The sequence below is a fragment of the Clostridium estertheticum genome, from assembly GCF_026650985.1.
Classification (GTDB): Bacteria; Bacillota; Clostridia; order Clostridiales; family Clostridiaceae; genus Clostridium_AD; species Clostridium_AD estertheticum_C.
Map to the genome: position 1 here is coordinate 2,326,578 of NZ_CP086239.1, position 20,455 is coordinate 2,347,032.

Genomic DNA, 20,455 nt, shown 5'->3' on the forward strand with positions numbered 1-20,455 from the left:
TTTAATTATCCTTTTTCAAATAAATTACTAGTGTTATTATTGTCACATAAGCTATATTGAATAAAACATATTTAGGAATTATAAACTTTAGAAAACCAGTTGATGTTGAAAGGTTACTATACTTTAGAGATAAATAAAATATTAATGGATAAATAATATAGACAATTTTTTTTGTCTTTGTTTTTTTAAAAAAGTCCTTTAATATAAGAACTATCGCAAAATAGTTATTAGCTATTGTTTTACAAATAATAAGAGCCCATATAACAAGAAACACAAACTTAAAATTGCTAATAACAGGTACTCTTACAGTCTTAGCTACCATATTTACAGACCATAATATCTTAGGAATAATATCTATTCCAACATAATAAATTGTAATAAATGTAATCCAAGCATAAATTATTGCTGTTATTAGAACTCCTTTTATCGATGATTTCATAACCTTTGTCTTATCAGTTATAAATGGATAGATTAAAAATATAATTTCAATTCCTCCATAAGCAAAAGCCGAGAATTTGCTTGTCTTTACTATATTTAAAACTCCACTGCCTAGTATTGGACTTATATTTAAATAGTTTCCTTGGAACAACGCAGCGCATAAAATTACAGATAAAATTACAGTAAGTACAAACATTAATTGATTGACTCTTGCTAAGACCTTTAATCCTTTTATTACGGTATAAGCAGCTAATGCAAGTATTACTATTAATATCTTTTGTAAACTTAAAAAGCTAACTATTAAGGTCCCCTTTATTAAACTAACTTGAAAAGCTATAGCTGTAGTAAGTAATACAAAATAAAATAAAAAAATAATATTCAAAATACTTCCAATAAATTTCCCAAAACATATCCTGCTTAAAGCTAAGATATTTTTTTTAGGATGTTTTTTGCATAAAATCGTGGCAATAATAACCATATATAATGGATATATAACTCCAATAAATGCTGATATCCAAGCATCTTGTTTTGCGAAAGGTACTAGATCATTAGGTAATGATAATATTCCAACACCAATCATAGATCCAATAAGAAGAAAAGTAACCTCACCTGGAGATATATCGTTACTTCCTACTTTTTTCATTTTTATTTCCTCCAAATTTATTTCTAAAATCAGTCTGTCTTACTGGGTTATTGTTGGGTGTTGACTCAGGTCTCTTATTCATTTTCCATAATGGAGCTCTAATAAACATATCTTTTAGATCGCCATATTTGTCTAGTGGAAAATATGGAACTCCAAAGCTATCTAATGAAAGAAGATGTACAAATAAAAAATACAAACCTGCAATTAAACCTAATGCTCCTAAATAATTAACTAAAAACAATAAAGGAAATCCTAATAACCTTATTGAGATTGACATATCATAACTTGGTACGATAAACGTTCCAATAGTCGCAACTCCTACTATTACTAATGTGCTTGGGCTAACTATTTTCGCCTGCAAAGCAGCATTACCTATTATAAAACCTCCAACTACACTTAATGTTTGAGCAATTTTATTAGGAAGTCGTAATCCTCCTTCTCTTAAAATTTCTATAACAACTTGCATAGATAATATTTCAAGAAATGGTGATAAACCTATTCCTACTCTCGATTGAACAATAGGAATTATAAATCGAATTGGAATCAGTTCAGAATTATACATAATTAACGTTAAATAAACAGAAGGCAACATGACAACTACAAAAGTTGCAAAGATACGAATGAATCTATTAAAATTACTTACAATTGTTCCCTGATAATAATCTTCTGCTGCTTGAAAAAATTCTATAAACAAAGATGGAACAGTAATAACAAAGGGTGTACCATCAACAATTATAGCGATTTTCCCTTCTAAAATATTTGATTGCACAGCATCTGGCCTTTGAGTCACATATGCTTGAGGAAAAATAGAATATGGGTATTTCTCAATGTATTGTGAAATTTCTCCACTAGATCCGATAAAATCTACATCAATTAATGATAATCTATTACGAATATCAGCAAGTATCTCTTTATCTACAATATCATCAACATATAATAAAGCTATATCCTTTTGAGATCTTCTCCCAACAATTAGGTTCTCTATTTTTAAATTTCTATCTTTTAGAGATTTTTTTACTAGACTTATATTTACTTGAAGGTTTTCTACAAAACCATCTCTTGGTCCTCTAACTCCCACTTCATCCATTGGTTCTGTAATACTTCTATGCTCAGAACCAGCTGTGTCTGCAACAATAGAACTATTTGCTCCATATATAAAAATAGCCGTCTGTCCAATTTTTATGTTTTTCGCAACTATGTTAATATCATTTTCAATAGAAATCTTAGACATTGAAATGTATTTATCGCATACGTACTCATTAATCAATTCAACGGTACTCAAATTCTCATTAACTTGGTGCATTAAAGGATCTAATATATCTCTACTGATAATGTTTTGATCTACTAAACCATCTTTATATAAAAGTGCGACCTCAATAGGGTTCACTTTACCAATATGAAATCTTCTGATTATAATTTGTTGGTCACTACCACATAATTCCATAATAGAATTAATTTTATCCTTTAACTCCATAATCAAATCATCCTTTCGCATAGATATAATCTTCCTTATTGGTTATGTGAAAAATTATTACCCTTTAAAATTATATCCAATTAAAATGTAATATAATCATTTTGGATGATTCGTTTGTAAATAAACTCTTTCTAAATATTTGCTTAAGTATTCATAATATTTTTTTCTTTATAGTTAACATTAGTTATGTCAAAGTTAATAAATATTCCACATATTTGCCACGTAACTGACACACTCTTATACTATTATTTAAATATAGAATAGAAGTTAAAGCAGAGCCCCCTTTGCTTTAATATATATATAACTAGCGTTGATAATAATATAACTTATAAGGGAAGCATATCAATGATATGCTTCCCTTAATTCATCTTGTTTTTAAAATATAATTTCATATCAAATTATAAATAATATATTGTTCCAGTAGATTTTACTTCTTAATCTTGTTTACAATTAATATATGCAACTTTAAGATCTATATCAAAGGCCTTACTGCAGCTATTGCTGTCACAGCTATAATAATGTATCTAAAGTACTTTTCATTTATTTTTTTAATTAAAAGCATACCTAGTAGTGCACCTATTGCAATATATGGTATCATTCCAATGCTAAGAATAATTGTTTTAGTGGAAATATTATGCCAAAACAAAATTTGTAATGGAACCTTAGTTAAATTGATTAGAAAGAAAAACCAAGCTGTTGTGCCCATAAAATCATTTTTTTTAAAGTTCATGGTTAATAAATAAACACTAAATATAGGTCCTGCCGCATTTCCAATCATGGATGTAAAACCAGTAGCAATTCCCGCTAGTGCATAAAACCATTTGTTTTGTGGAACCTTTAAATTTTCGCCCTTTTTTTCAGTGTAAATTAAAGCTACTAAACAAAGTAAAACTGAAACAGATATAACTGCCTTAAATTGTTTATCATTAATTAGATTTCCAACTACAATACCCATTACTAATCCTATAAGTGTCCATGGCAAAAGCTTTTTTATGTTTTTCCAATCCGCATGTCGATTATAATAATAAAGTGCGAAAACATCTCCTATTATTAACAGTGGAAGGATAACTCCAGTTGATTCTTTTCCCCCAAAAACACTCGCAATAATTGGTATAACAGGCATTAAAAAGCCACTAATTCCAGTCTTTGAAAACCCTACTAAAAATGCAGCTATTATTACCCAACACCATTGAATCATAGATAAATCAAATGTATGAAAAATTGACATTACTCTCACCTCTTTTTATTTGCATTTTACAAATAGAAACTGACACCTGTTAAATACAGGTGTCTTATAATTATAGTAAATTATTTAAATTTTGATAAATACAATTCAAATTCTTTCATCTATACTTCTATTGGAGATTTTTCTTCGATATCTACTACTATTTTATTAGGATTTTTTATTGCTATAAACAAAGTTACGATTGTAGCAATAATCAACATAACAGCTGAAAATCCAAATAAAAATCTAGGTGTGCCATTCCCTGAAATAGTTAATATAGCAAGTTGAGCAAATGGGGCTATTAGATATCCAATGTGAATACCGCTAGTTACAAGACCATATGCAGCATCTCTATGATTCGCCTCAACTTTTTGAGATGTTAAGTTCAAGATATAAGGTGTAAGCATTCCTGAACCAAGTCCAATCAAAAGATTACCAAAAGTTTGAGTTGCAAAAGAATGAGTCAAAAACATCACTACATATCCAACAGCGAAAAACGCTATAGATATAGAGACTAAATAATTTTTAGTTTTTTTATAAAACTCTGGAAAAACTGCACCAGATAAAATACTGGCAAGTCCTGGGAAACAAATTGCTATACCAATCATCCAAGGCAAGCCTATTTTTTCTTTAACCATAAACAATGCCATGTTTGTAATGTTAAAAGCAAAGAATAACCAGTTGACTGCCATAAAAGCAACTAATGCCCACGCAATCTTTGGAATACCATTGGTTGCCATACGATCTTTCACTATAACAGTGGGTTTCTTCTTTGGATCAGATTTGGGTAATCCAAATATTGCAATAACCATGATTACAAGAGGAATGCTAAAGCATAAGAATGGATATCTCCATCCGAGCAGTAAAATGAATCCTACAGCAATACTATCAAGCACATTTGCAATATTAGCTACTGAAGTAGCTAAGCCAAGCATTCTTTGCCTTTTAGTTCCTTCAAAATGTTCTGCAATCATCGCATTTGGCAAAGGTAATACCAGTCCAACTCCAATACCTGTAACTAATCTACAAATCAATATTTGATTCATAGTCTGAGCAAGGAACGGCAACATTCCGGTAATACCATAAATCAATAACCCCAAGATGATTATATTTCTTTTATCATATCGTTTAGCTAGTTTTCCTGCAAGCACACTCATGGGAATGGATGTAAAAAATGGTATAATAACAATCAATTGCAATTGGAAAGTTGATGCAGAGGGAAATGCTGCTCCTATTGAACCTAAGATAGGAGCAACTACGGAGAGCTCGTATATCCATACAAATGGTATCAATAACATTGCAAAAACATTAAATTTTGTTAACTTTAAATTTTTCATAACATCCTCCAGTTTTTCTTTCATTTATTTTCTTATACAATCTAATCTGCATATTTAAAATATGTCAAAACATTAAGGGAAGCAATTTAGAATCTTCTATATACAAAGTATTCCATTGCTTCCCTTAGCACCTTTTTTTATATTTTTTCATAATTGCTAATTGTTATTTAACTATTTTTTTCTATATACATCCACCATAATTATAAACTCTTTCAGGAACATCATTCAAATCATCTTCATCTATTTCCGCAACGCATCTAACCATAGATCCATCACCCATGTACCATCTGATTGGTAAGCACAAGAATCTAAATCGTTTTCCAGATACCTTGTCTAAATTTCCACCAAGGTTTTCAACACCAACGATACCATGTCCTAACAATTCTTTATGGCAAGGTTCCCATGTGCCCCAACATCCGATTGCTTCTAATTTACCAAATTTAGCATCATATGCTTCTTTACCATGAATTCTAATATATTCATCTTTATCAAATTCAGCATATGCTTCTTCACCGAACTGCTCTTTATATTCTTCTGTGATTGGTTTTCCTGAAGCACCAAGTAAGTTCAAACGTGTAGCACCGTTATTACCCATAGCTGTATGAAGAGGGTGATCAAGAGCTTGCATGTCCATGGCTACACATTTAACTTTGTGTTTTACAAACCATTTTCCTGCATCAACGCCTGTACCACATGAGTAATGATAGTAGTCTTTTGAATCATCAAATTTACGATGCATTCCTGTATTTAAGCAAACGACCATTCCTTCTAATTCTTCTGGTTTAATATTTGCACGTTTGCAAGCATCTTCAAGATGTTCTGGCAGGATTAATCCCCAACGTTCAATTTCAATTTCAAGACAAACTGCATCACCCATGTATGCATCAACTGGCATTTCATGAGTATAACGAGCTCTCTTGCCATTGAATTCAATTTCCATAACGTGACGTGGTGCATCACAATGTGTACCAGTGTGCTGAACACAATCGATTCTTTGTGTAAGAACACCACCTTTTGCCAATGTATGCATGGAATCTACTACTGGCTTTGCAAAATAAGGCCACCTTGGTATATCAGCGCTGAATGGATGAGTTAAATCTACAAATACTTTCTTTCCCATTTATTATTCCTCCTAATTTTTATTAAAGTAATATGTTATTTTATAAGATCTTTAACTTTGTAATATACATTAATTAGCCCAATATCCGCCTTCAGTAGCAACATTTGCACCTGTCATGAAATCACTGGCACTTGAAGCAAGGAATATACATGGTCCTATAAAGTCATCTGGTTCACCAAGTCTGCCAATTGGAAGTCGTTTTAAGAAATTTTTGTAAATAGCACTTTCTGGATCGAACATCCATTCAGTTAAATCTGATCTAAATACTGTTGGGTTAATAGTGTTAACATTTATTTTATATTTAGCTGTCCATTCACATGCAAGCGTCTGAGCCATAAGGTCAATACCAGCTTTTGCAGTGCAGTAACCTGTATAACCAGCCATACCCATTTTTGAACGAGCAGAAGACACCAAAATAACTTTTCCGCCTTTTCCTTGATCAATCATCTGTTTTCCAACATATTTACAATAAAGCCATGTACCTTGAACATCAGAATCCATAATTTTTTTCCATTCTGATAATTCTTGTTCTATAATTGGCTGTGGATGGTTGTATCCTGCAGCTGTTACTAATACATTAACCTCTCCAAATTTTGAGGTAACATCTTTAACGACCTTGATTACATCTGCCTCTACTGCTGGATCTCCTATTGAATAACCACATTCAATTCCTTGTGCTTCAAGTTCAGTACAAACTGCTTTACATTTATCATCGCTACGTCCTGTAACAAAAACCTTCATACCTGCAAAACCATATCCGAAAGAAATTGCTTTTCCGAGAGCTCCTGTAGCGCCTGTAATAAGCACAACTTTCCCTTTAACATCAAACAAATTGTTTACAAATTGTTTTTCCATTATTAACACCACCTGCTTAAAGATTTTTAATGATTTAATATTCTAGTTATTAACTACTACTAAAATAGTTACTGGCATATTTGTATTATTTGTTATTTTTCTTCCTTCAAATGGTGGAATGAAAAGAGTGTCCCATTTATTTAACACAAAAGTCTCTGTTTTACTTGTAACGGTAAGTTGTCCCTCTAAAATCATATAAACTTTTTCTGTTGGAGAATCCTCATAATCATATTCAGATCCACCTGCTGGAAGAAAATGTGTAAGACCCATCCAAAATTTTGTAGCACCTGTTTCTGCTTTACCTTGTAGTTTTAAAGTAGTACAATCAAAATGCTTCGGTGCCTTATAAGGTTTAACATCATTAAAATCAACTTTTTTCATTTTCATAACCTCCCATTATTTTTTGTTAAATATATATCTACCAAATCGTTTTCATAATGTTTTTTATCGATATGATAAATTTTATTTCATCATATCTGTATTTACTTATATAGCAATGATCATGCCAAATTCACATAAATCAGCTTTTAATTTATCTAAAGGATGCTCAACCTTTGTAGTCGTCTATTAATTTTTATCGTTAAATTCATAACATATATCATTCCTGTTTTAATTTTAAAAATACTTTTAATACAAGTTTGTATCACTTTTCTATTTTATAAAGAACATTCTATGAGGTTACTCAACTCACGAAGTAATACAAGATTGTATTAGAAAATACATTCTTGTATTATTGACTTTGAATTAAATTGTTTTGTACAACAAAAAAAGCCATTAAAATTAATGACTTTTTAAAATGATTTATTTCCATAACAAACCTCATTGATAAAAATTTATGCATTGTTCAATCTTACTCCCAAAGCCTTTGCTTTCCTAAAAACTGTAGGTTGAGTAACTCCTAAAACCTTTGCTGCTTTATAGGTGCTTCCATAATTTTTTAAAGCAAGTTCTATCATTTCTTTTTCTAAAGCATCCACAGCTTCTCTAAGTGTTAAAGCATGATCCGTAAAATGTATTTCCGGTTTATTGTTTCCAATTATATTTATTATGTGGGTATATGTTATGTACTTTTCATCATCAACTACAAGCAATCTTTCAATAACATTCTGTAATTCTCTAACATTTCCTGGCCAATCATACTGTTCAAATGCGCTTATAGCCATGTCTCCAAAGCTTTTTTCTTTACTATATTTAAGATTGAATTTTTCCAAAAATTCATTTGCAAAAATAGAAATATCAGCCTTTCTTTCCCTTAGTGGAGGAATTCTAATTGGTACAACATTAAGGCGATAAAACAAATCTTCTCTAAATTTGCCTTGTTTTATTAATTCGCTTAGTATCTGATTAGTAGATGCAATCACTCTTACATCTAGTTTTATGCTTTTTACACCACCTACTCTCATTAATTCCTTTTCTTGAAGAACTCTGAGTAATTTTGATTGTAGTGATAAAGGCATTTCCCCAATTTCATCTAAAAGTATAGTGCCACCATTTGCAAGTTCAAACATGCCTAGCTTTTCTTTGTTTTGAGCACCTGTAAATGCTCCTTTTTCATATCCAAATAATTCGGATTCAATTAGAGAGTCTGGTATAGCCGCACAATTTACTTTTATATATGGTTCATTTTTTCTATTACTTCTATCATGAATTTCTTTTGAAACTACTTCTTTTCCACAACCAGTTTCACCTGTTATCAAAATTGTAGCTGCTGTCTTTGCAACATAACTCACTATTTCTTTAAGTTCCATCATCTTCGTGCTTTCTCCAATGATGTTAACATGCTTTCCTTTTTTATTCCTATAGTAATTTAATTCATGCAGATATTTTTCACTCTTTTTCTCTACACTTTCTAATTTATCTCTTAATTTCAATAATTCTGTTAAATCTCTCATCACTGTTAAAACATGCGTTACCTCTCCTTTATCATTAAAAAATGGGTTCCCAGTTATTAACACCTTTTTCTTGTTATTATTAATTGTAGACAACATTGTTATTTTCTTCTTTTGCTCAATAACCAATAAAGATACTGCATTATTAAAATATCCTTTATCCAATAAAAGCTGAATATTTTCTCCTATTACTTCTTTTTCTTTTATTCCTGTAATTTCTGTGTATCCTTTATTTATCGCCGTAACAATTCCCTTGTTATCAACTATGCATATACCATCGGATACTGCATCTCCAATAGCAAATGCACTTAATTCTCGCTGCTTATACTCTCTAAGTTGCCTTAATTCAGCCTTTTGTCTTGCATAGTTCTTCTTATATGCACTTAATACTTTAAAAGTCACGTCATCTACTTCTAGAACTTCTAAATCTTTTATTCCTTCAATTTCTTCATCATCTATACAATCGTTTTCAACAAAAAATTTATTCATGTCCTATCTCCTAACGTTACTTTATTTTAACCTTCCTATTATCTCAAATAAATGATTTTTATTTAATTATACACTATTTGTATATATTTCTCTAAGGCTTTATCTCAATCTATATCCATTTACAAAAATCGTTTTCGACTTTATCATTCATTTTATTATATTCTTGAAATTAATTAAAACCCCGCGATTTCCCTAAATCGCGGGGCTACTAAGTAACCCATTCTAGCATCTAAATTCATTATTTATTATATAAAACCTTAATCAAATATTCTCTTAACCCATCATTTGATTCTTTAACTTGCTCAGGTGTCCATTTTTGAAATCCCTTACCAGTTTTAAACCCTATGTTTCCCTGCTTTACTTTCTCTTTTAAAAGAGGTGATGGTTCAGTAGAGCTCTCAAGATGCTTTAATATATAGCTATGAATTGAAAGTGTTAAGTCTGTCCCCACCATATCTGCATTTTCCATAGGTCCAAGTATTGGCAATCTTAATCCAAAACCAAATTTAATAGCCTCATCAACAGTTGCAGCATCTGCTATTCCTCTTTCAACTATTGATATAGCTTCCCTCCAAAGAGCATGTTGCAATCTATTTGCAACAAAACCCGGTACATCCTTACCTACTCTTATAGGATGTTTTTTCGCTTTCTTTAAAAGTTCCATAGTTCTATTCATAACATCCTCAGATGTATAATCCGACTTAACCACTTCGACAAGTGGAATTAAATATGGAGGATTCCAAAAATGACATCCTACTATTCTTGATTTATTACTGCATTTCTCAGATATTTCAGTAATACTCATTACTGATGTATTTGTAGCAAATATAGTATCTGGTCTACACATTGATTCAAGTCTCGCGAATAAATTTTGTTTTAACTCCATATTCTCAGGTATACATTCAATTATAAAATCAGCATCCTTTATTGCTACTTCAATATTTTCCGTTAGTACAATTCTACTTAAAATATTACTTATTTCATCTTTTGTAATAATTTCTTTTCCCTCAAAAACTGCAAGGTTAGCCTTTATTTTATCCATACAATCATATTCAACTTTTTCTCTTATAAAGATTGTTACCTTTAACTCTTCACAGCCAGCAAATACTTGAGCTATTCCACTACCCATCATTCCTGGTCCAAATACTGTAATATTTTTTATACTCAAAATCATTACCTCCCCAAACAATTATTTCTGTTATCTATAAACAAAAGGCAGGACTTACTCCTGCCTCCCTATCATGTGGTCTCATATGTTAAACCATCTCACGGATTGCTACAATATTAGCAATTCTTAAGACCTAATATAATTCTTGCCTCAGCTGGCGTTGCTATCTCTTTATCCAGTTCAGTTACAATTCTCTTTGTTCTTTCAATAAAATCTACATTGGACTTTGCTAGTTCTCCAAATCTATAATAAATATTATCTTCCATACCTACTCTTAAATTTCCACCCAAGGCCAATGCTGCATACATAATTGGCAAATGTTGTTTACCTATTCCAAGTGCACCCCAAGTTGAATCCACAGGAATTAAGCTTTTAAGGAACATCAAGTTTTCAACTGTAGCAGTCATACCACCCGGAACTCCCAATACAAATTGGAAATGAAGAGGTGCCTTTAAAAATCCTTTTTTTAAATAATAAAGTGCATTATAAACCATACCAGCATCGAACACTTCAATTTCCGGTTTTACGTTATTCTCTTGCATAGCTGTCCCTGCTTTTTCAAGAAACTTTGGGCTATTTTCAAATACAGTTGAATTCTGCCAATTCATTGATCCACAATCAAATGAAGCCATTTCAGGTTTTAATACAGAAAAAGGCTTTATTCTTATATCATCTGTTAATCCAATTCCACCAGATGTTGTTAAATTAATTACAATATCACAAGACTTACGGACAAGCTTTACAGTTTTCTCAAATTTTTCAAAACTCATTGATGCCTGATTTTCATCATCTCTAACATGAATATGTGCGATTGAAGCCCCAGCTTTTGCACATGCACATATTTCGTCAGCAATTTCTTCTGGTTGAAGAGGAATATATGGTGTATCTTTTTTTTGAGGCCATGCTCCCGTTGTTGCTACAGTTAGTAATACTTTATTTTTCATAATAACTCCTTCTTTCAATAATTTTTTTGTACTATACTTCTATAATTTTTAAATTATCATCAATTATAAGATCTGCTTCTGTTCCGTTTAGTACATCTTCAATAGATATACCAGGTGCAATTTCCTTAAGTAAAAGCCCCTTTGAGGTTACTTCAATAACGGCCATTTCCGTAACAATAAGACTAACTTTTCCAACTGCTGTAAGTGGAAGTCTACATTTTTTCAATATTTTGGGCTCGCCTTTAGCTGTATGAGTCATAGCTATTATTACTTTTTTAGCTCCACTGACAAGATCCATTGCCCCACCCATACCAGGCACCATTTTTCCAGGTATCATATGATTTGCAAGGTTACCCTTCTCATCTACTTGAAGAGCACCTAAAACAGTAGCATGTACATGCCCGCCTCTTATTATTCCAAATGAAGTAGCACTATCAAAATAGGATCCTGATTTCTTGATTGTAACAAACTGAGCTCCCGCATTAACAATATCTTTATCTTCCTTCCCAACTTCAGGAGCTTGACCTAGTCCTATAAATCCATTTTCGGACTGCAATATTACATTAACGCCTTCTGGTATAAAATTTGCCACCATAGTCGGAAGTCCTATTCCAAGATTTACTACATCTCCGTCTTTTAACTCTTTGGCAATTCTTCTTGCAATAAACTCTTTACTATCCACTATTTTTCACCTCCAATGATATAGTCTACAAATATACTTGGGGTCATAACTTGATGTGGATTAATTTCCCCAACTTCGACAATCTTTTCTGCTCCAACTATCACTACTTCGGCAGCCGTAGCCATTAAAGGATTAAAATTTCTTGTTGATGCATTGTAAAAAACATTTCCATCTCTATCTACAATTGATCCACCTATAAGTGCTAAATCTGCTTTTAATGGTAATTCAAGGAGATATTCAAGACCATTTACATTAATCTTTTGTTTTCCTTCTTCAACTGTGGTTCCTAAACCAGTTTGTGTTAAAAACCCTCCTATACCTGCACCACCACATCTGATTTGTTCTGCCAATGTACCTTGTGGTACTAACTCAACTATTAGTTCACCACTGTTCATTTGACGTCCAGTTTCTGGGTTCAGTCCGATATGTGATGCAATTACTTTTTTCACTTGTTTATTAACAACTAATTTTCCTATACCTATATTAGGAAATCCCGTATCATTTGCTATGATAGTTAAATCCTTTACACCTTTCTTAACCATTGCATCAATTATCATCTCCGGCGATCCAACTCCCATAAATCCACCGATCATAATTGTCATACCATCCTTGATATATACCATTATCTCGTCTATGTTTTTTATTTTGTTCATATTAGACCCCTTTATTTTGATTTAAATCTTCTTGATAATAATATATAAAGCAACTCTCATGCCAATTCAGTGTAAAAACTCTCCAATTAACTATTAAAGTAAACTAAGCTATTGAAAATAGGTGATGTATGTTGTTTAATTTTTATCAATCCTATACACTTCTTAAGCTTTACACTAAAAAAAGGATAACATTATCATACCGTTATCCTTTTTTTGATACATTACTGTATTAACATTATTAAATTTCTTAAAAACATAAAGACAAAACAGTATTAAACCTAATACAAAATTGTATTAGGTTTAATACTGTTTTGCATTGTTAAAACCTTTCGGTATTTACTATTTTTTTATGGCCGTTTACTATATTATATAAGTGGTATGTAACAAATGTAGTTATATTTATGAAGGAACAGATGCTCCAAAAATATGTCCAGGATGCAAACATCCTATTGGATATTTTCAGCTGTTAGTTGAAGGTCTTTAGTAGGTTATTAGATTAAAAACAGCTCTCAAATTAACTAAGTTAATTTGAGAGCTGTTTATTTTCAACGCATAGTGAAACTTTTGCTAAGTAATAAATCTTTTTCTAAATTTCTACCGCCGTATCAAATCCTGCATGAACTGCCGAATACACATTACCAATTTGATGCCCATCTCCAATTACATAGACTTCAGTTTCTGGTATTAAATGCCTTAATACCTCAATTTTATCCTTACGTGGTCTCATTCCCAAAGCTAATACAACAGTATCTGCTTCATATTCTTTCCACTGGAATTTAGAATTAATTGTTTTAATCCCTTTTTCAGTGATTTCTTCTAATTTTGTATTGGTAACTACTTTAATATGATGTTTCATAAGTAAAGACTGTAGCGAGAATTTATTAATCAATGAGGCACCATTCAAAAGAGCTTCTTGTCCCATCATTTCTAATAAAGTAACCTCTTTTCCATCCATTGCAAGTGCTATAGCAGATTCGGCTCCGGTTAACCCACCACCAACAACTATAACTTTTTGTCCAACTTTTACTCTTTTGCAATCTACATCCCCAGCCCAATGTACATGACTCATTTGTACACCAGGAACATTTGGTATAAATGGTGTTGCACCTACTGCAATAATTAATGCATCTAGCTTGCTTTCTTTTAAAGTTTCTGCTGTTACCTCTGTGTTTAAAATAATTTTAGCTCCACATTTTAAAGTTTGGGAAACAATCCACTCTAAGTAATTTTTAAGATCTTTTTTAAATTCAAGATCTGTCGCATGATTTAAAGTTCCACCTAATTTATCTTCTTTTTCATAAATTGTTACAGCATGACCTCTTTGCATTGCAGTAAGTGCAGCTTGCATTCCTGCTGGTCCAGCACCAATTATTGCAACTTCTCTCGGATTTTCAGCCTTTTTAACTATTCCACCAAGATGTTTTGTTTCACGTCCATTCATTGGATTAACTGCGCAACGCGTCTTTTTAAAGAATGCAGAACGTCCGCAACACGTGTTACAACGCACACATGGACGTATATCTTCTTCTTTTCCTAGAGCCGCCTTTCTCATAAACTCTGGGTCTGCTACAAAAGGTCTTGCCATTGCAACAAAATCAACTATCCCTCTTGAAAGTATTTCTTCTGCATTTTCGAGTGTCATAACTGAGCCAACTGCTGTTACATACAAATCATCGCCAACTGCCTTCTTAATTTCCTCAGCATAATGTACATTTAGCATGTAAGGCACATAAAGTGGTTGAATCATATATTGAATTGTAAATGGATTTGGAAGCATTCCAACTGAAACATGAAGTATATCAATCTTATCCTTTATCATTTTTACAAACTGGATAACTTCATCTGTTTTCATTCCACCGTCCACTAATTCATCTGCACTTATTCTGTATTCAATAATAAATTTATCGCCAACTCTTCTGCGTACTGCCTCTAATAATTCAATACAAAACCGCGCTCTATTTTCAAAACTTCCACCGTATCTATCAACACGTTTATTTACATATGGAGATAAAAATTGACCTGGTAGCATCCCATGTGCTCCATGAATCATTACCATTTTAAATCCACTGTCCTTACATCTTCCCGCTGCATCTGCATAATCCTGAATAGTTTTATTAATTAGCGGAATACTCATTTCTTCAACTTCTGCGGGTGTTCTTCCTTGAAGTTTTGAAAAGAATTCATCAATTTCTGCTGGCTTTGGAGTTGAACTTACTGGTTTTAAACCTTTGCTTGCTAAATTCATAGAGTTCGCAAAACGACCACCATGGTTTAACTCAACAGAAATTAATGCACCATATCTTTGTACTTCATCTGCTAAATCATCTAACCCCATTTTTACATTATCATCACCTAAATTAAGCTGTCCTTCATGATCCATCGCATGAGTCCAGTTTACTGCAGAGTCTCCAACTGTAACAATAGCTGCACCACCTTTTGCAAAAGGTCTGTAGAATTCAATTAATTCTTTTGTTACCCATCCCTCTGGCGAGGCCATACAAGGAACCATTGGTGCCACTTCAATTCTATTCTTAAATTCTACTCCTTTTATTGTAATTGGCGAAAATACATGTTTGTACTTATTCATATATAACACTCCTTTTTTTATTAATCATTATCTTCGAGTCTAAAATATTTTTTCTTCCATTTCTTCATATAAACTTGGTAGGAAAGATGCTAAATTACTGTATTCTTGAACATTGTGGAAAGCTAGTCCCATCGCTACTTGAATAGGAATCTGTATACCATCTGGAATCATTTTAACAGGTTTTTTATCCACCATATGGTATCCTAACCAGAACCTTGAACGAAACTCTACTCCTCCGGAAATTTCTCGCACAAAGTGTGTCATTATAGCCGGTGATTTAGGACCACCAGCTCGCCTGCTAGAAATTCCATTTGCGCCAATTACTGTACCTACAGCAGGTGATTTAAATCTAACCATATCAAAACCCAATTCTTCAGGAGTTAAAAATGTAATCTGTATATCCTCAGGCCCGCCACCAGCATCTTCTATAACATTATGTGTACGCCCTTGAAACTTTTGAATCATTTTAGTTTCTGGATCAAGTATTATTGCTCTATCTTCATCGCTAATCGATATCCCATAATGACCCTTTTTAAACCAAAGCATGTACCTCATATCCTCAAGTGCATGCCATGCGAACCACCAATTTATCATTTCAACAGTTACTCCTGGGAACTTATTGTTAACAGCAACATAAGCAGCTCCATTTGGAAGAACACAATAACCATTTTCAACCTCATGATATGATGGATCAAGAAGTTCATTTATGTTTTCTGGCATTAAAGCCTTAGCTGGGTCCATTGGTCCTAGTTTAAGAATATCCATTAATTCCGGATTTGGAATAGCAAGTGGTTTATAAAAATACTTAGAATACGTTTTCATTTGTTCCTCGGATGTTAATTCTGTCTTTAGATCTTTCATCATCTTTCACTCCTCATAAAATATTACTCAATTAAAGTTCTCTTGTATGTATCTTAACAAAGTATAGTTTAATAAAAAAATACCCATTTAGAATTACTCTTATTCTTTTATGTTATAACTAATACATATTAGTTCCTCAAAATATAAGAAAAGCATAGCCTTCGCCATACTTTCCTTATGTTCATAATATTAATAAATTTTTATATTTTCACTAATTTAAAACGTTATTAGTGAATAATGGAACCACCGGATTCATATTTTCCTTTTGCCAAGCCATAACTACACTTATAAAATCATCTTTCAATTTAAAAAATTTAAAATTCTCGTTATCATGCATTCTAATGTTACTATCAACTAGTGAAATTCCAAGTCCTGACTCTACACATAAAAGTAGGGACTCTACATTTGGAAGCTCTTTCACAATCTTAGGAGTAAACCCATGCTTCCTACATAGACTTATTATTCCATCAAATCCGTTAGGTGTTTCATGTCTTGAAATCATAATAAAATTTTCATCTTTAAAATCTTCAAATACTAAGTCCTTTTTGTGAGATAAAGGATTGGATGCGTCCATTACAATACTACTGTTTTGTTTATATACATTTTCCCAGAGTAATCCAAGAGAATCATTAATTTCAAAAGAAAGTGTAAATATTATATCTAACGTCCCATTAATAAGTTTTTCTCTTAGCATTTTAAAAGTATGCCTCTCAAAAACAACATTCACACTAGGATATTTTTCTTTAAATTTTTTTACAATTATAGGTAAAAATATACTTGTATCCATAGCCTCTAAACAACCAATAGTAATAGTACCATTTTCACCCAAATCAGGTTTTCTTGACTTTTCTATAGCTCTTTCGATACGTTCAGATATACCACTTAATTCCTTAAAAAGAACAACACCAGCTGGTGTTAAACGAACATCGCGTTTTGTTCTATAAAAAAGCTGAACACCTATTTCACTTTCTAGAATAGCAATTTGCTTACTCAAAGAAGGTTGTGAAACGTACAACGACTTTGCAGCTTCTGTAAAGTTGAGGTATTTTGCTATAGCAAAAAAATAATCAATTTGAAGTAAAGTTATTCTTTTATAACTTATAATAACTCACCGCCCTTCTTATATATTATTTGATTATATTATTCAAAGTTCATATCAAATTATAAATAATATATTGTTCCAGTAGAGTTTATATCCGAATCTTGTTCATAGTCAATATAAGCCCCTTTAAGCTCTACAACATTTTCATGTATTTCAAACCCTTCTATACTAATAGTCTCTACTATATTATTCTCATTAGCGCAAGTGGCTAATGTGTCATAATAATCTTCCTCATCATTGTATATGATTGCTGTATTTAATATTTTTAACGTTACTGCCCTTGTAATCACTCTATTTTTATTAATTTTTTTCCCAAACCTAATTTCTTCTACTCCATTTTTTTCTTTATCATTAAATAAAAAGCTCATTTCTATTACTTCCTTTCACCCTTATTATACTGTCAAACTCTCTATTTAACAGATACACAAATATTGTCTTTTATATAAAATCTCCATAAAAAGTCTGCTGCTTCCTCTGCATAATTAATGCCAATTCTCTTAGCTTCTATAATTTGTATTTCTTCTTTATCCATTGACTCTTCAATATATAATTCACTTGTACACAAATCTTGCTGATTATTTTCTTTATTTATATGCATAGCTATACATAACTTAGATGGGCCTGTTGTTAAATTTTTAACTTGCGCTTTCGTTAATTCATTATAATCCTTCTTAAATCTTAACTTTGACATTTCATCTAACCCTTGAATTGGTTCAATGGCTCTTATTAAAACACCTTCTGGTATCCCTTTTTCTTTTGTTATTACATTAAAACAATGATACATTCCATAAATAAAATATACATATGCTATGCCAGGCATGCCATATAAAGTTTCAACTCTAGGTGTATGTTTTCCTCCATAAGCATGGCAAGCCTTATCTATTGACCCTATGTAGGCCTCCGTTTCAACTATCCTTCCCTTTACAACTACTCCATCCACATCATTCACAAGTACTTTTCCTAATAGTTCTCTTGCAACCTGCAAAGTCTCTCTTGCATAAAATTCTCTAGTAAGTTTCATAACGAACCACTCCTAAGAAATATTATAAATTTGTAATATTTAAAATAATAGTTATGTTCTTATAATCTTAATCTATTATCTCATATATTAAAAAGAATAGAAACAAAGAGAAGATTTTAGCTACTAAATATAAAATTAAATAAAACTATTTTCACTAAAAAAAAAGAGTACCCATTACACAACATAAATGTTGTGTAATGGGTACTCTAAAGTTCTTATTATAATTTAATTACTCTCGGAGCATCTGAGAAGGAATATAATGTTGCTACTGCTTCTCCTACATAAAAGACTTCAAAAATAGGATTTTCTGGAGTTTTATACACATCTGCTAAACTTGGCATAACTTCGAATACTTTAGCTTTTGCTTCCAAACTTTTATCAAATACTGCTTTACCCTGTAATCTTATCCATTGACCCTTTTCTGACATAGTAGATACTTCAAAATATGGATTTGAAACAAGTTGTTTACATACATTTTTTTCATTGCTTGTACAAAAATAGATTTTACCTTCATGTTCCATAGCAAATCCGAATGGACGTACTCTTGGTTTGTCACCCTCAACTGTTGCAAGATAGAATACTTTAGCATCTGTTATAAATTTCAATATTTCGTTCATTATGTTTACCTCACTTTATTATTTTATTTATTTAAATACATTTTATATTATTTAGACTGCTTATCAACTATATTCTTGAGTAATTCCCCATGACGACGTTCGTCTAATGCAATTGCTTCTATTTGTTTTGCAGCATCTTCAAGTCCAATACCTCGTACCTTACCTGCAAACTGATTTAACCCTTCAAAAGCATTGCTCTCAGCTGGTGCAATCTTTTTTAATAATTCAAAAATATCTTGGTTGGTGTGACCATTAAGAACTTCATATATTCCTGCATGACACATTTCATCTGTCGCTATTTTTAGAAGGATTTCTGATATTTCATCAAGACCTCTTTCCTTAGCAAGGAATGCTAAACCAGCGTACATTGATGCACCTTGTTCTTCACCTTTCCCATTTTTATCTACTTGTTCTTCAAATTTCGTACCTTTCGTAACTCCATAAATACTCATATAAAAACCCTCCTAATTTAGTAATATTTATTTGATTAATGTAATTTTTCTCAAAACTACATTTATTATTTCTACCTTGCTAAAATTATTTATACTAGATATATGTATAATTTAGCTTGCAATTTGTTGTAGATAATAATATATTAGTACTACTAACATTTATTTAATATTAGCAAATATTCTTATCGGTGTCAATATTTTTTTAGTGATAGTAAATAATATTTTGTATCACTAAACTATTTAAGGAGTGTTATATAATGTCTATCGGAAATAAAATTAGAAATTACAGGCAACAAATAAATATGAACATTTCCAAATTAGCTGAGGTCACTGGATTATCATGTGGGTTTATCAGCCAAGTTGAAAATGATAAAGTCTCTCTTTCATTAGAAAGTCTTAAGAAAATTTCTTCAACGCTTAAAATCCCAATAAAAAACTTTCTAGAAGATCAATTATTTAAACCAGAGCTCGTAAGGAAAGATTTTAGGCCAAAAATGAAGTTAGCAGAGGGCCCCGAAGTAGAGGTATTATCAGCAGCTTTTGGTCGTCAATTACAAGTATTAATGGTTAATCTTCCTTCAGGTTATCAAGCAGGTAATAGCACTCATACCCATGATGGTGAAGAATTTATTACTGTACTAATAGGAAAAGTTAAAATAACACAAGGTGATTTCTCATCTACCCTAGAAGTAGGAGATAGTATTCACCTAGATAGTACCTACCCTCACCTTTGTCAAAATGTTGATGATACTCCAGCTAAAGTTATTATAGCCCTAACTCCTCCAACACTATTACCAATTTGTAAAATTGATGATAATTAAAAAAAGAGAGCTCCGTTGTGGAATTGTATCCCACGCGAGGCTCCTTTTTCATATTTATATGAATTATATAATATCAT

Annotated in this window: 21 protein-coding genes; 2 read left to right on the forward strand and 19 right to left on the reverse strand. The window is 31.7% G+C overall.

Annotated elements, in window-relative coordinates:
• Position 1: 1 nt before the first annotated feature.
• The 12 genes from LL038_RS11230 to LL038_RS11285 form a co-directional block, all read right to left on the reverse strand.
• Positions 2-1,081: a GerAB/ArcD/ProY family transporter gene (locus LL038_RS11230; protein ID WP_216125089.1), complete on the reverse strand. Its 1,080-nt coding sequence runs from the start codon at positions 1,079-1,081 to the stop codon at positions 2-4.
• Complete coding sequence (locus LL038_RS11235) at positions 1,062-2,576, reverse strand: spore germination protein (protein WP_253200309.1); 1,515 nt, start codon at positions 2,574-2,576, stop codon at positions 1,062-1,064. The genes LL038_RS11230 and LL038_RS11235 overlap by 20 nt, the downstream gene beginning before the upstream one ends.
• Positions 2,577-3,027: 451 nt before the next feature.
• Entirely contained in the window at positions 3,028-3,783 is a 756-nt protein-coding gene (locus tag LL038_RS11240; RefSeq protein ID WP_216125088.1) for a sulfite exporter TauE/SafE family protein, read from the reverse strand.
• Between the two features lie 119 nt (positions 3,784-3,902).
• Positions 3,903-5,117: an MFS transporter gene (locus LL038_RS11245; RefSeq protein WP_216125087.1), complete on the reverse strand. Its 1,215-nt coding sequence runs from the start codon at positions 5,115-5,117 to the stop codon at positions 3,903-3,905.
• Between the two features lie 181 nt (positions 5,118-5,298).
• Entirely contained in the window at positions 5,299-6,237 is a 939-nt protein-coding gene (locus LL038_RS11250; protein ID WP_216125086.1) for a cyclase family protein, read from the reverse strand.
• Between the two features lie 69 nt (positions 6,238-6,306).
• Positions 6,307-7,092 carry an SDR family NAD(P)-dependent oxidoreductase gene (locus LL038_RS11255; RefSeq protein ID WP_216125085.1) on the reverse strand — a complete coding sequence of 262 codons (786 nt, stop codon included), beginning with the start codon at positions 7,090-7,092 and terminating at the stop codon, positions 6,307-6,309.
• Positions 7,093-7,134: 42 nt separating this feature from the next.
• A complete protein-coding gene (locus LL038_RS11260; RefSeq protein WP_216125084.1) occupies positions 7,135-7,473 on the reverse strand; it encodes a cupin domain-containing protein in 339 nt (112 codons plus the stop codon).
• Between the two features lie 452 nt (positions 7,474-7,925).
• Complete coding sequence (locus LL038_RS11265) at positions 7,926-9,470, reverse strand: sigma-54 interaction domain-containing protein (RefSeq protein WP_216125083.1); 1,545 nt, start codon at positions 9,468-9,470, stop codon at positions 7,926-7,928.
• Positions 9,471-9,708: 238 nt separating this feature from the next.
• Complete coding sequence (locus LL038_RS11270) at positions 9,709-10,644, reverse strand: 3-hydroxyacyl-CoA dehydrogenase family protein (RefSeq protein WP_216125081.1); 936 nt, start codon at positions 10,642-10,644, stop codon at positions 9,709-9,711.
• A 110-nt stretch (positions 10,645-10,754) separates the two neighbouring features.
• Positions 10,755-11,582 carry a 3-keto-5-aminohexanoate cleavage protein gene (locus LL038_RS11275; RefSeq protein WP_216125079.1) on the reverse strand — a complete coding sequence of 276 codons (828 nt, stop codon included), beginning with the start codon at positions 11,580-11,582 and terminating at the stop codon, positions 10,755-10,757.
• 31 nt (positions 11,583-11,613) lie between these two features.
• Positions 11,614-12,264 (reverse strand): 3-oxoacid CoA-transferase subunit B, encoded by a 651-nt coding sequence (locus tag LL038_RS11280; RefSeq protein ID WP_216125077.1) that lies wholly within the window; start codon positions 12,262-12,264, stop codon positions 11,614-11,616.
• On the reverse strand, positions 12,264-12,917 hold the full coding sequence (locus LL038_RS11285) for a CoA transferase subunit A (protein ID WP_216125075.1): 654 nt from the start codon (positions 12,915-12,917) through the stop codon (positions 12,264-12,266). Before LL038_RS11285 ends, LL038_RS11280 begins: the two co-directional genes overlap by 1 nt.
• A gap of 373 nt (positions 12,918-13,290) precedes the next feature.
• Between LL038_RS11285 and LL038_RS25570 the strand changes: the two genes are divergently transcribed.
• Positions 13,291-13,401: a rubredoxin-like domain-containing protein gene (locus tag LL038_RS25570; RefSeq protein WP_326493444.1), complete on the forward strand. Its 111-nt coding sequence runs from the start codon at positions 13,291-13,293 to the stop codon at positions 13,399-13,401.
• A 102-nt stretch (positions 13,402-13,503) separates the two neighbouring features.
• Here the strand turns inward: LL038_RS25570 and LL038_RS11290 are convergent, their stop codons facing one another.
• From LL038_RS11290 to LL038_RS11320, 7 genes are all read right to left on the reverse strand, one after another.
• A complete protein-coding gene (locus LL038_RS11290) occupies positions 13,504-15,504 on the reverse strand; it encodes an NAD(P)/FAD-dependent oxidoreductase (protein WP_216125073.1) in 2,001 nt (666 codons plus the stop codon).
• Positions 15,505-15,543: 39 nt separating this feature from the next.
• The gene (locus tag LL038_RS11295) at positions 15,544-16,365 is read right to left on the reverse strand and encodes a DAPG hydrolase family protein (protein ID WP_253200308.1); all 822 of its coding nucleotides are present in this window, start codon (positions 16,363-16,365) and stop codon (positions 15,544-15,546) included.
• A 211-nt stretch (positions 16,366-16,576) separates the two neighbouring features.
• On the reverse strand, positions 16,577-17,470 hold the full coding sequence (locus LL038_RS11300) for a LysR family transcriptional regulator (protein WP_326493448.1): 894 nt from the start codon (positions 17,468-17,470) through the stop codon (positions 16,577-16,579).
• A 56-nt stretch (positions 17,471-17,526) separates the two neighbouring features.
• Positions 17,527-17,835, reverse strand: a complete 309-nt coding sequence (locus LL038_RS11305; RefSeq protein ID WP_216125068.1) for a hypothetical protein — start codon at positions 17,833-17,835, stop codon at positions 17,527-17,529.
• 41 nt (positions 17,836-17,876) lie between these two features.
• Positions 17,877-18,488: a DNA-3-methyladenine glycosylase gene (locus LL038_RS11310; protein ID WP_216125066.1), complete on the reverse strand. Its 612-nt coding sequence runs from the start codon at positions 18,486-18,488 to the stop codon at positions 17,877-17,879.
• A 218-nt stretch (positions 18,489-18,706) separates the two neighbouring features.
• Positions 18,707-19,105, reverse strand: coding sequence for a pyridoxamine 5'-phosphate oxidase family protein (locus LL038_RS11315; protein ID WP_216125065.1), 399 nt, complete (start codon positions 19,103-19,105; stop codon positions 18,707-18,709).
• 47 nt (positions 19,106-19,152) lie between these two features.
• Positions 19,153-19,557 (reverse strand): ferritin family protein, encoded by a 405-nt coding sequence (locus tag LL038_RS11320; RefSeq protein WP_216125064.1) that lies wholly within the window; start codon positions 19,555-19,557, stop codon positions 19,153-19,155.
• 257 nt (positions 19,558-19,814) lie between these two features.
• On the opposite strand from LL038_RS11320, the gene LL038_RS11325 reads away from it, so the two are divergent.
• Positions 19,815-20,378, forward strand: a complete 564-nt coding sequence (locus LL038_RS11325; RefSeq protein ID WP_216125063.1) for a helix-turn-helix domain-containing protein — start codon at positions 19,815-19,817, stop codon at positions 20,376-20,378.
• Positions 20,379-20,455 lie beyond the last annotated feature (77 nt).